10 protein-coding genes are annotated in these 13,150 nt (G+C 42.6%); 9 read left to right on the top strand and 1 reads right to left on the bottom strand.

The window, feature by feature from the left end:
• Positions 1-54: 54 nt before the first annotated feature.
• The gene (locus V7K30_RS30560; RefSeq protein ID WP_335005825.1) at positions 55-1,203 is read left to right on the top strand and encodes an AAA family ATPase; all 1,149 of its coding nucleotides are present in this window, start codon (positions 55-57) and stop codon (positions 1,201-1,203) included.
• Entirely contained in the window at positions 1,197-1,826 is a 630-nt protein-coding gene (locus V7K30_RS30555) for a DUF4276 family protein (RefSeq protein ID WP_335005822.1), read from the top strand. The genes V7K30_RS30560 and V7K30_RS30555 overlap by 7 nt, the downstream gene beginning before the upstream one ends.
• Before the next feature lie 54 nt (positions 1,827-1,880).
• On the opposite strand, the gene V7K30_RS30550 is transcribed toward V7K30_RS30555, so the two are convergent.
• On the bottom strand, positions 1,881-2,393 hold the full coding sequence (locus V7K30_RS30550) for a hypothetical protein (protein ID WP_335005820.1): 513 nt from the start codon (positions 2,391-2,393) through the stop codon (positions 1,881-1,883).
• A gap of 345 nt (positions 2,394-2,738) precedes the next feature.
• Here V7K30_RS30550 and mutS point away from each other — a divergent pair, with 345 nt between their 5' ends.
• The 7 genes from mutS to V7K30_RS30515 all read left to right on the top strand — a co-directional run bounded on the left by mutS (position 2,739) and on the right by V7K30_RS30515 (position 13,066).
• Positions 2,739-5,357: a DNA mismatch repair protein MutS gene (gene mutS, locus V7K30_RS30545; protein ID WP_335005818.1), complete on the top strand. Its 2,619-nt coding sequence runs from the start codon at positions 2,739-2,741 to the stop codon at positions 5,355-5,357.
• Positions 5,358-5,644: 287 nt separating this feature from the next.
• On the top strand, positions 5,645-7,354 hold the full coding sequence (locus V7K30_RS30540) for a type I restriction-modification system subunit M (protein WP_335005816.1): 1,710 nt from the start codon (positions 5,645-5,647) through the stop codon (positions 7,352-7,354).
• 328 nt (positions 7,355-7,682) lie between these two features.
• The gene (locus V7K30_RS30535) at positions 7,683-7,940 is read left to right on the top strand and encodes a DUF2281 domain-containing protein (RefSeq protein WP_335005814.1); all 258 of its coding nucleotides are present in this window, start codon (positions 7,683-7,685) and stop codon (positions 7,938-7,940) included.
• Positions 7,937-8,359 (top strand): type II toxin-antitoxin system VapC family toxin, encoded by a 423-nt coding sequence (locus tag V7K30_RS30530; protein ID WP_335005811.1) that lies wholly within the window; start codon positions 7,937-7,939, stop codon positions 8,357-8,359. Before V7K30_RS30535 ends, V7K30_RS30530 begins: the two co-directional genes overlap by 4 nt.
• A gap of 11 nt (positions 8,360-8,370) precedes the next feature.
• Entirely contained in the window at positions 8,371-9,561 is a 1,191-nt protein-coding gene (locus tag V7K30_RS30525) for a restriction endonuclease subunit S (RefSeq protein WP_335005809.1), read from the top strand.
• Positions 9,558-12,737: a type I restriction endonuclease subunit R gene (locus tag V7K30_RS30520; RefSeq protein WP_335005807.1), complete on the top strand. Its 3,180-nt coding sequence runs from the start codon at positions 9,558-9,560 to the stop codon at positions 12,735-12,737. Before V7K30_RS30525 ends, V7K30_RS30520 begins: the two co-directional genes overlap by 4 nt.
• The gene (locus V7K30_RS30515; RefSeq protein WP_335005805.1) at positions 12,734-13,066 is read left to right on the top strand and encodes a M48 metallopeptidase family protein; all 333 of its coding nucleotides are present in this window, start codon (positions 12,734-12,736) and stop codon (positions 13,064-13,066) included. Before V7K30_RS30520 ends, V7K30_RS30515 begins: the two co-directional genes overlap by 4 nt.
• Positions 13,067-13,150: the final 84 nt, after the last annotated feature.

Here is a 13,150-nt window from a genome sequence, read left to right as displayed (position 1 = left end):
ATTCCGTGCATAGTTATTTCTAGCAACTATAAATTAGCTAAATAGGTAAATATAATGGAAGGTAAAAGATTTATCCATACCTTACGATTAGAAAACCTCCTTTCTTATGGAAGTGAGGGTAAAGAAATTGAACTGCAACCGCTGAATGTCTTAATTGGGGCTAACACTTCGGGTAAATCAAATTTAATTGAAGCAATTGGAATTTTAAAGGCAACACCCACAGACTTACCTGTTCCATTTCGGCAAGGGGGAGGGATTAGTGAGTTTCTGTGGAAGGGTGGACAGGAAACTCCGGTAGCTAAAATAGAAGCTACTTTAAATTATCCTCAAAGATCCCAGCCCTTACGCTATGAGTTGAGGTTCACAGCCACTAGACAAAGACTAGATTTGATAGACGAAGTAGTTGACAATATTGCCATTTTTTACTATCGCTATAACAGTGGTTATCCAGATTTGCGTAGGGGAGACTTATATGTTAACCCACTCAATCTCAAACCAGACCAATCTATTTTCTCTCAGCGAACAGATCCAGATTTGTATCCAGAGCTTTCTTATCTCAGCACTGCATTTTCTAATATAGGTTTATATCGTGACTGGCAGATGGGGCGGTATTCAATACCAAGAAATGCTCAAAAACCTGACTTACCCGAACATCCTCTACTAGAAGATGGAAGTAATCTTGGTCTATTTTTAAACAACTTAAAAAATAGAATAGGTCATAGAAAAATCATTGAGAAACTGAAAAAATTTTATGAATCAGCCGAAGAACTGGGTGTAATAATATCTGGTGGTACAGTACAGATAATTATTCGTGAAGAGGGTTTTATTGAACCAATTCCTGCAAATCGTTTATCTGATGGTACACTCCGTTATTTATTTTTAATGGCTTTACTGCTTGACCCAACTCCACCACCACTTATTTGTATTGAAGAACCAGAGATTGGTTTACATCCAGATATTCTACCGACTATTGCAGAAATGCTAATCGAAGCATCACAGAGAACACAATTAATAGTTACAACTCATTCTGATGCTTTAGTTTCTGCTTTGAGTGAATATCCCGAATCAGTGTTGGTGTGTGAACGCGATGAAAAAGGCTCTCATCTGCGCCGCCTTGAACCTGATAAACTAAAAAACTGGCTAGAAAATTATACTCTTGGCGACATCTGGCGGATGGGTGAAATTGGAGGAAATCGATGGTAACAGAGGTGAGAATTTATATAGAAGGTGGTGGAGACGGAAAGAATACGAAAGCTTTAATTAGGCAAGGATTTAGTCAATTTTTAAAACCACTTGTAGAAATAGCTAAAAGTAAAAAAATTAAATGGGATATTACTATCTGTGGTTCTCGTAATAACGCTTTCCGTGATTTTAGGAATGCTTTAAAATCTCATCCAGAAGCCTTTAATTTGTTGCTTGTTGATGCGGAAGCATCTGTTACCACACTGTCTCCTTGGGAGCATCTGAAGTTTAGGGATAATTGGGATGCACCATCAGGTGTTGATGATAGTCATTGCCACTTAATGGTACAAGCAATGGAAGCTTGGTTTATTAGTGATATGGCAACTCTGAAAAAATTTTACGGACAGGGATTTAAAGAAAATTCTATTCCCAAGAATGCTAATGTGGAGATTATTGACAAAGATAGTTTAGAACCAAGCTTAAAAGCTGCAACTCGTAGCACTACAAAGGGTGAGTACCAAAAAATCAAACATGCCTCGAAGCTTTTAGAATTGTTAGACGTAGACAAAGTACGTCAGGCTTCGTCATACTGCGATCGCCTGTTCACCACTTTAACAGAAACAATGGGTAGATCAGCAAGCTAATATAACGAAGGGTAAAAAAACTTTGAGCGATCGCAATTTCCATATAACATCACCTTACATAATCCCCATTCTTAGGGGAACATAAAGCAGCATCGCTTGTGGTTCGCAATCTTGTCTACGCCAAGGGTCACTGTTGCAATACAATGTGAATCTGGTATAAATAGTAATCGCTATAATACTGTAAGTTACAGCCAGCATCACTAGAAACACTTGCTCTTTGCGCTTTTGAGAAAGCTTGAGTCCACAAATAATGCCTGCTACTGCTCCACAGACTACTCCTAGAGGTACTAAGAATATAGCCATTTGAATTATTGTTAGCGCCCCAAGTCCCCCACCACCTGATAACCCTGGTGTAGACAATATAGGCAACATGGCAATCAGCATTATGCCGAAAAATGCTCCAATAATAGCAGGTAAAATTGTACGCTGGTTGTGATGAGAGATTGTCCTTGCTAGTAATCCAATGACACCTCCAATCAGAATTGCAATCACAACACTAAAAATTGAGCTAAAGATTAATCTCGACAGAACAGTATCAAAAATCAAGTAAACATTAAAATCAAACATTCTGGAAAATTTATATATTTATTGTCCAATTTTAATTAAGTAAAAATTTTAACATGATCCAACAAGTTAAACCCTTATTGAGAAGTTACTAGTGGTCTGGCAAAGGTAGTTATAAAAGCAGGTTAATTTTTTGCGTAAATTTACTGGGATACTTAAGTCATAGTAGCCACGAGTTGCCAAGCTTTGGCGAAGTCATCGCCTGTTCACCACTTTAACAGCAACAATGGCTACATCAGCAAGCTAATATAACGAAGGGTAAAAAAATTTTGAGCGATCGCCATTCCTCTCTAACATCAAGCTATCATCGAATATTGGGGAATTTCCGTGCGTAACTCAGTAGCATCTATGACCGCTTCTCACTCTGAAACTCCATCTAATAAACCCGACGCGAGTACTTTTATTTCCGACCATCGACAGGTAGACCGCAGCAAGCTAAGTCAAATGTACCTGCACTATGTCGAGACGAAGGATAAATATCCTCACGCCGTATTGCTGTATCGGGTAGGAGATTTCTTTGAATGCTATTTCCAAGATGCTGTAAAATTAGCACAAGAATTGGAATTAGTTCTCACTAGTAAGCAAGCTGGGGAACAGGGACGAGTAGCGATGTCTGGTGTTCCGCACCACGCATGGGAACGCTACGCGACGATGCTAGTCGAAAAAGGCTATGCAGTGGTAATTTGCGACCAAGTGGAAGATGCTTCGGAAGCTGCTGGTAGATTAGTGCGCCGGGAGGTAACGCGCATTCTTACCCCTGGCACTTTGCTGGAAGAGGGAATGCTGAAATCAAGTCGCAATAATTACCTTGCAGCAGTAGTAATTGCCGCAAATCATTGGGGTTTAGCTTATGCAGACATCTCCACAGGGGAATTTGTTACTACTCAAGGTAGTGATTTAGAACATTTGACACAGGAATTAATGCGCTTGCAACCATCAGAGGTGTTAGTTCCGACAAATGCGCCCGATTTAGGTAGTTTGCTGCGTCCAGGAGAAACTTCGCCGCATCTACCGGAGTGTTTGCCATCATCATTTTGCTATAGTTTGCGATCGCAAGTTCCATTTTCCCAAGGCGAAGCTAGACCTAGATTATTGCAGAAATTTAAGGTGCGATCGCTCGAAGGACTCGGTTGTGATCATCTTCCCCTCGCCGTTCGTGCGGCTGGCGGTCTTCTAGAATACTTGGAAGATACTCAAAAAGAAAACCCTGTCACCCTTCAAAGACTCCGCACCTACACTGTCACCGACTACCTAATTGTTGACAATCAAACCCGCCGTAACCTGGAAATTACTCAAACTGTCCGGGATGGCACTTTTCACGGTTCCCTACTCTGGGCGTTAGATAAAACTAATACAGCGATGGGCGGGCGGGCTCTGCGACGGTGGTTATTGCAACCGCTACTCGATATTAAAGGCATTCGGGCACGTCTTGATACCATCCAAGAATTGATGGAAAATACGCCCCTGCGTCAAGATTTGCGGCAGTTATTACGCCAAATTTATGATTTGGAACGTCTTACAGGAAGGGCGGGTTCTGGTACAGCTAATGCTAGAGATTTAGTAGCTTTGGCAGATTCCCTCTCACGCTTACCAGAATTATCCAGCTTAGTAACTGAGGCGCGTTCCCCCTTTCTCAAAGCTTTGCAGAAAGTCCCAAGTGTGTTGGAAGAATTGGCACAAAAATTACACGCGCATCTTGTGGAGTCGCCACCCATACTAATCAAGGAAGGCGGATTAATTCGCCCTAGCGTAAATCCCCTGTTGGATGAAAGGAAGGCGACTGTAGAAGCAGACCAGCAATGGATTGCCAATTTAGAAGTTGATGAGAGAGCTAAGACGGGAATTTCCACACTGAAGGTAGGATTTAACAAAACTTTTGGTTATTATATCAGTATTTCCCGCACCAAAGCTGATCAAGTACCCGCTAATTATATCCGCAAGCAAACTCTGACGAATGAGGAACGTTACATCACCCCTGATTTGAAGGAACGAGAAGCCCGGATTCTTACGGCGCGGGATGATTTAAATCAGTTGGAATATGAGATTTTTACGGCGTTGCGGGAAGAGGTAGGACAAGAGGCGGAACTAATTCGCAATCTGTCTCGTGCAGTGGCGGCGGCGGATGTGTTGTGTGGTTTAGCTGAGTTGGCAGTGCATCAAGGTTACTGTCGTCCAGAAATGTTGCCAGGAAGGGAGATAAACATTGTTGATGGGCGTCATCCGGTGGTGGAACAGTCTTTACCTGCGGGTTTCTTTGTGCCGAATTCGACTCAATTGGGGAATGGGGAATCGGGAGTAGGGAGTAGTGAAGAACAAATTTCCCCACTCCCCACTCCCTACTCCCCACTCCCCGATTTAATTATCCTCACCGGGCCAAACGCCAGTGGCAAAAGTTGTTATTTGCGTCAGGTGGGATTGATTCAGTTAATGGCGCAGATTGGTAGTTTTGTACCAGCTAGGTTTGCCAGATTGGGAATATGCGATCGCATTTTCACCCGTGTAGGTGCAGTGGATGATCTTGCAACTGGTCAATCTACGTTTATGGTAGAGATGAATGAAACGGCAAATATTCTCAATCATGCCACATCGAGGTCGCTGGTATTGTTAGATGAAATTGGCCGCGGGACGGCAACATTTGATGGTCTTTCCATAGCTTGGGCGGTGGCGGAATATATAGCAGTCGATATTCGGTCACGAACGATTTTTGCTACTCATTATCATGAATTGAATGAACTGGCCAGTATTTTACCGAATGTGGCTAACTATCAGGTGACAGTCAAGGAATTACCCGACCAAATTATTTTTTTGCACCAAGTCCAACCGGGAGGCGCTGATAAGTCTTATGGGATTGAAGCGGGAAGGTTGGCGGGTTTACCTGCGGTGGTGATTCAACGAGCAAAACAAGTTATGGGGCAAATTGAGAAGCATAGTAAGATTGCGATGGGGCTGCAAAATCTCGATGGGTAAGCAAGTTAGTAGTAAGGACTTTAGTCCTTATTTTCTAAGCACCCAAAGTGCTTACTACAAATCATCATTAAAATTTAGAGACACAGAAAAGACCTCTTGCAAAAGTCCCAAACACCCCAGCCTTAATCCCCTCCTCGCTTGCGGGGAGGGGAGACAAAGCGTAGCTTTGGCGGGGTGGGGTTCTTATTTCTAATTTATGCAAGAAGTCTAAAGAAGGCGATCGCCTGCGGCAAGCCGCTACGCGTCTATGTTACTCCGTAACTCGTGCGTAAGTCCTAACTGAAAAAATGGATTCTCGAAATAAAATAAAAGCATCGCAGGAGTTAAGTACAGTGCCGCGTGGAACAAGGAAAAACAGTAAAAAGCCAGCAGAGAAAAACGGTTCTGAAGATTTACCACTTCTGGAGTTAGCGAACCAAGCTGGCGATCGCTTGGACATTCCCGCAATGGAACAATGGCTGTGGGATGCTGCTTGTAAGATACGCGGTGCAACGGATGCGCCAAAATTCAAAGATTTTATTCTGCCGCTAATTTTCTACAAACGGCTGTCTGATGTGTTTGATGATGAGTATGAAAAGTGCGCCGAGAAATTTGGCGGTGGAGACTTAGCCCGTGCTTTCATTGAAGCGGATCACAAAGATGCAATTAAAAATAACCGTCAGCCGATTGTCCGTTACTATGTCCCCCACGAATACCGTTGGGATACGATTCGCTTTCATCCGAAAGATGACTTAGGAGAATTTATCACAACGGCGATGCGGGAGGTGGCAAAGCGCAATCCTGGGTTATCGGGAACGCTGACGCTGAAGGATTATAACGAGAAGCAAAGCAATCAGCGCGTTTTGGATGATGATCGTTTAAAGGACTTGATTGAAGTCATCAGTCGGCATCGGTTGGGGTTAAAGAATACCAATGCCGATGTTTTGGGGGAAGCCTATGAGTATCTGCTGCGGAAGTTTGCCGAAGGACAAGGGCAAAGTGCGGGGGAGTTTCTGACACCATCAGAGGTGGGTTGGTTGATTGCAGAAATTATTGACCCTGAACCCTACACGAAGATTTATGACCCCACTTGTGGATCGGGGAGGTTGTTAACTAAGCCGCGTCTGGTGTTCAACCGCAAACATCCAGGAGAGGAGAGTAAAGCACCTCGGCTATTTGGGCAAGAGTTGAACCCGACAACTTTTGCGATCGCTAAAATGAATATGTTCTTGCAGGATTTTACTGATACTCAAATAGAGATTGGCGATACATTCCGGCAACCTAAATTTACGGTTGACAAGAAGGTGATGCGCTTTGATTATGTGGTTGCTAATCCGATGTGGAATCAGGACAACTACGGCGCAGATGCTTATGATGAAGATTCTTTTGAACGGTTTCAGGACGGAATTGCATCCAAATCTTCAGCAGATTGGGGATGGGTGCAGCATATTTGGGCATCGCTGAAAGATAACGGACGGGCGGCGGTTGTTTTGGATACAGGGGCGGTATCTCGCGGTTCGGGGAGTCAGAACAAAAATCAAGAAAGGGACATCCGCAAGATGTTTGTAGAAAGGGACAGAGTTGAAGGGGTGATTTTGCTGCCTGAAAACCTGTTTTATAATACGACTGCACCAGGGGTAATAATTTTGTTAAATCGCCTGAAACCTCTGAATCGTAAGGGCGAGTTTTTGCTAATTAATGCTGCTGATTATTTTGTGAAAGGCGATCCGAAGAATATTTTGACGAAGGAAGGGATTAAAGCGGTTGCTGAGGTTTATTGTAATTGGGAAACGCGGGAGAAGCTGAGTAAAGTTATTAAGTTAGAAGAATTGAGGGAAGCGGATTATAATCTTAGTCCCTCGCAGTTTGTGGATGTTAGCGAGAAGTTTATTCATCGTGATATTACAGATATTTTGACAGATTTGGCCGTAGCCAGACAAGAGAGAGAATGGGCAGATAAAGATTTAGCTGAGGTGTTAGCAAAGTTAAATTTCAGCGTAAGTTTTACCCCTCCCTAACCCTCCCCTTGTAAAGGGGAGGGAACAAGATTTATTATTTCCCCCCTTTACAAGGGGGGATTAAGGGGGGTAATTCACAGCGTAGCCTCGCTTAGGTTGGGATTCTTGTACCTCATGCCAAAAGCCTTAATCTGCGTAGGTTGGGTTGAGGAACGAAACCCAACACTTAACGTTTAATGTTGGGTTTCACTTCCCTACGGGACGCTGCGCGAACGTTCAACCCAACCTACAATTATCCTTAACCCAAACGTATTGGTTTCTAACCGCCCTTTTAGGTAAAATTAAATCAGCTACAAGTATCATTTTTATTTTCATTGAGGAAACAGCAATGACTCAAGCAATTGATAAAGAACAAATAATCATTGATGAAGTTAAAAAGTTACCTCCTGATAAGCTGGACGAGGTAATTGATTTTATTCAGTTTTTGCAATATAAGGAGAAGAAAAAGCAGGATGTAGAACATAAAGAAGAGAAAGAACCTATTTCCGCCTATGAAGCAGCCAAAGAGTTTGCTGGCTGCGTTGATGGAGGCCCTGGTGATTTAGCTACCAATAAGAAGTATTTAGAAGGCTACGGTTGGAAATGAGGAAAAAGGTACTTCTAGATACAGGACCCTTAGTTGCATTTATCAATAATCGGGAAAATTCGCATGATTGGGCGGTTAATGAATGGAAAAAGATTGAACCGCCGTTTTTAACTTGCGAAGTAGTAATTAATGAGGCGTGTTTTCTATTGCGAGATTTTTATGGTGGACAGGATACGGTTATGTCTTTATTAGATACTGGCTTAATTCAAATCCCTTTTAATCTCAGTGATGAAATAAGAACGGTTAGAGAGTTGCTGAAGCGGTATGAAAATGTTCCTATGTCTTTAGCTGATGCGTGTTTGGTAAGGATGAGTGAGTTGATTTCAGGGAGTTGTTTGTTGACGTTGGATAGTGATTTTCGGGTTTATCGGAAGAATAAGAATGAGATGATTGATTTGATTATTGCTGATGGGATATGAGAGAGGTAGGAATGGGTGAGATTCAATTACCGCCTCATTGGAAACTTGTTAAATTAGGAGATGTGTGTGAATTTATTTATGGTAAAACACTTCCCAAATCTCAGCGTGAAAGTGGTTCTATACCTGTTTATGGTTCTAACGGTATTATAGATTGGCATAATCAGGCTATTACTTCTACTCAAACTATTGTTATTGGTAGGAAAGGTTCTATAGGTAAAGTGAATATTAGTTCTATACCATGCTTTCCAATAGATACAACTTATTATATAGATGATGTTAAGCAGCCATGTGATTTTTATTATCTATACTATACTCTTTCAAGACTTAATTTATCTGCTTTAAATAGTTCAGTGGCTGTTCCAGGACTTAATAGAAATGATGCCTATGCAAAAGTTATCTACCTTCCCCCGCTTTCTGAACAAAAAACGATCGCACACACTCTGCAAACCATCCAGAAAGCCAAAGAAACCTGCCAGCGAGAGTTAGAACTGGAACGGGAACACAAAGCAGCACTAATGCAGTATCTCTTTACACATGGTACTCACAACGAACCCCGCAAGCAGACTAAGGTTGGCGAAATCCCGAATAGTTGGAAGGTTATAAAACTTGGACAAATATGTGAGTCCAGTGCTTATGGGCCTCGCTTCAGTGGAAACCTATACAATCCAAACGGGACTATAGCAACTTTAAGAACAACTGATATAGATAAAGATGGAAATATTAACTATTCAACAATGCCATTTGCAAGTTTAGAACTTCGTAAATTTAAAACCCATTTAATCCAAATAAAAGATTTACTTATTACACGTAGCGGGACTTGTGGAATTGCTGCTGTGTTTGAATCATATAATAGTCCGGTTATTCCTGGAGCTTTTTTGATTCGGTTTAGATTAAATGAATATGCAGAACCGTATTTTCTGAGATACTACATCAATTCTCATCTAGGGAGAAAACGAATTACTCAATTAGCATCAGGGGCTGTTCAAAAAAATATATCAGGAACATCTCTACTAAATTGGTTAATTCCTTTGCCAACGATACCTGAACAGCTAAAGATTGTGGGTATACTACGTACCTGCGATCGCAAAATACAAGCCTTAGAAAAAGAAATCGCCCTTACTGACGAACTCTTCCACGCCATGCTAGAACAACTGATGACGGGTAAAATTTCCACCCAACCCTTAACCGAGACTTACGTATGAGTGAAACTTCCGCCGTTCAAAAACCGATGCTGAAATATGCCTATCAAATTGGCTGGGAATATCTAACTCGAAAAGAAGCATTACAACGGCGGGAAGGGAAAGGAGAGGAAAAGCTCAAAGAAAGGTGCTTTGCTGATGTTCTCCGCACTCAACTAATTAAACTAAATCCTGGCGTTGTCACCTCTAACAATATAGATGAAATTCTCCGCCGCTTGCGAAACATTGACAACACCATCGAAGGCAACCGCGAAGCCTTAAACTGGTTGCAAGGCAAACAATCTATTTTTGTCGCCGAAGAAAACCGCGACAGAAACATTACCCTCATCGACTTTAACAATCCAGAAAATAACATCTTCCAAGTCACAGATGAATGGTTGCAAAAAGGCGTAATATTTCCCAACCGCGCTGATGTTATTTTCCTAATAAACGGTATTCCTGTTGCGATCGCGGAAACCAAAGGAGAACAGAAAACAGATGGTTTAGCACTAGGCATTGACCAAATTCGCCGCTACCACAACCAAACCCCCGAATTACTCGCCTTTCCCCAAATCTTTGAAGTCACAGAACTGTGGAATTTCTGGTATGGCTTAACCTGGAATACCAACCGCAAAAACCTGTTTGAATGGAAACAGACCTCTCCCCTAACCCCTCCCCTACAAGGGGATGGGAACAAGATTACTCCCCCTTCCCTTGCAGGGAAGGGGGCAGGGGGGTTAGGTTCCATTATTCAAGAAGGCGACTATGAAGAGAAAATCAAAACCTTCTTCGACCATCAACGCTTTTTAGATATTCTCAGATATTACATTGTTTTCCTAGAACGCGATGACGGCTTAACGAAAGTCGTCTTACGCCAACACCAGACCCGTGCAGTCAAAAAAGTTCTGCAACGCATCCAAGACCCGAATAAAAAACGCGGACTAATTTGGCATACCCAAGGCAGTGGTAAAACCCTCACCATGATTACAGTTGCCGCCCAACTCCGCAATATTAGCGGCGATAATACTGTAATCATGATTATTGACCGCAACGAACTAGAAAACCAACTAGACAAAAACCTCAAAGCCTACGGCATCAAAAGCTATGAAGTCGCAACCAGTAAAGCAGACTTAGAAAAACTAATCCAAGACGATTATCGCGGGTTAATTGTCGCCATGATTCACAAATTCGACAAGATGAGAGTAGAAAATCAGCGTTCTACCATCACCGTCTTAGTCGATGAGGCACACCGTAGCACAGGCGGTAATTTCGGCATATATTTAATGGCTGCCCTCCCCAACGCCACATTTATCGGTTTCACAGGTACACCTGTCAGTAAAGCAGCTAAAGGAAAAAGCACTTTCCAAACCTTCGGCGAACCTAGTGACGACAACTACAGCCTAGATTCCTATTCAACCGCCGACTCAGTACGAGATGGCACAACCCTGAAGCTAAATTATGCCCTTGCTAAATCAGAGTTTCGCGTTCCCAAAGAAATTTTAGAAAAAGAATTTCTCCAACTCCAAGCCGCAGAAGACATCAACGATATAGAAGAACTTGATAGTATTCTCGATCGCGCGGTTAAATTAAAAGAGTTTCTCAAAAGTGAAGATAGAGTAAATAAAGTAGCTAAATTTGTCGCCGAACACTTTGGCAACTACGTTGAACCAATGGGCTTTAAAGCCTTTATGGTTGGTGTAGACCGGGAAGCTTGTAGACTTTACAAACAAGCTTTAGATAAATATCTCCCTAGCGAATATTCAACCGTCGTTTATTCCCGAACTACAGCCGAAGGACTGCGGGAGTATAACCTGACTGATGCCGAAGAGAAAGAAGTCCGCAAAGCCTTTATTAAAAAATCCGTCGTTTCTGCCAGAATATCCTTACCCAATGCAGTCATCGACTTTATCGAATCTCGCCCGAAAGATTTTAACTACGACACCACCAAAACCCTAACTTTTACGGGTTATTGTTCTGCTGAAGATGCCCAAACTTTAGAAACCCTTTGCGGTGACGATGCTGATGCTGTGACAAAAATTCGCCAACTTTCCGAAGACTACCGCAAAGCCTTGCCGAAAATTCTCATTGTCACCGAGAAACTACTGACGGGGTTTGATGCGCCGATACTTTATTGTATGTATCTCGACAAACCGATGCGCGACCACGTTCTCTTGCAGGCGATCGCCCGTGTGAATCGCCCCTACGAAGACGCACAAGGTTTAGTCAAGCCCTACGGCTTTGTTCTAGATTTTATCGGTATCTTTGGCGACAAACTAGAGCAAGCCCTGGCCTTTGAGTCGGGAGAAATTAACGACATCATCCAAAATGTCGATGTGATCAAAAACCTCCTGCAAACGATGATGGCAAATACTGCACCTGAGTATTTACCGCTAACTAAGGGATGGGACGACAAGGCAAAAGAACGGGCGGCGGCGCATTTTGCAGACAAAGATTTGCGCGAGAAATTCTTTAAATTTGTCCGCCAACTCCAATCAATTTACGAAATCCTCTCTCCTGACCCTGACCTGCGTCCCTTCATGGAAAATTATCAAAACGTCGTCAGGCTTTACGCAACCATCCGCGCTGCTTACAATACCAGTCCCTACATTGATATTCAACTCACCGCCAAAACCAAAGAATTAGTACGCCGCAACGTCACAATCGGCGAGTTGGAAATGCCAGGGACTATCCACGAACTCAATAGCCAACAATTAGAACAATTCCGCCAAAGTAGCACAACCGATACAGTAAAAGTTCTAAACTTGAGTAAGGCATTGTCGAAAGCAGTACAAGAGCAAAGTCAGCGATCGCCTTTCTTGCTAAATATTGGTGAACGTGCCGAAATTGTCCGCGCCAGCTTTGAAAAGCGCCAAATAGACGCACAACAAGCTTTAGCCCAACTAGATGAAATTGCCAATGAATGCGTAGAAGCAGAAGAAGAACGGCAACGGCTCAAGGTTGATGAAAACACCTTTGCGATTTACACTGTGATCAAGCAAGCAGGCGATCGCCTTGATATCAACCAAGCCGAAGGCATCAACGCCATTTATAGCAACTTCCCTGATTATTGGTGGGATGCGCGTCAGGAAATTGATTTAAGAACCGAACTTTACGCTACTATTTATCCTATTACAAGCTCAGTTGAGCAAACCATTGAAGTCACCAACAACCTGCTGAAACTCGAACGAGTCGAATCATGATTGCTACCTGCGACAATCTCAAATGGAAAGACGCGCAAGCATTTAAGGACGCTGTGGGAGAATGGAGCGATCGCATTAAAGTCCAAGTTAAACAAATTCAACTGCGTCCGATGAAGCGCAAATGGGCATCTATTTCGACTACAGGACGCTTAACGCTGAATACTGAACTGCTAGATTTACCAAAAGAGTTGGGTGAGTTTGCGATCGTTCACGAACTGGTGCATTTACTCGTTCCCAACCACGGCAGGGTTTTTAAGTGTTTTATGTCTGCTTATCTGCCAAACTGGGAGGAATTGGAGAAACGGTTACAAAATAGTTTTCAGAGATGACTGCCCATTCATTATGAGCTTAAATTATTTATTAATTCATCTAAAGCAGAATGTTTTATATCTTCAGGTAGATTGACAGAAACG

Source organism: Nostoc sp. (assembly GCF_036917655.1).
Taxonomy (GTDB): Bacteria; Cyanobacteriota; Cyanobacteriia; order Cyanobacteriales; family Nostocaceae; genus Nostoc.
Note: the sequence above shows the minus strand (reverse complement) of the source record. Positions and strands in the feature narration are given on the sequence as shown.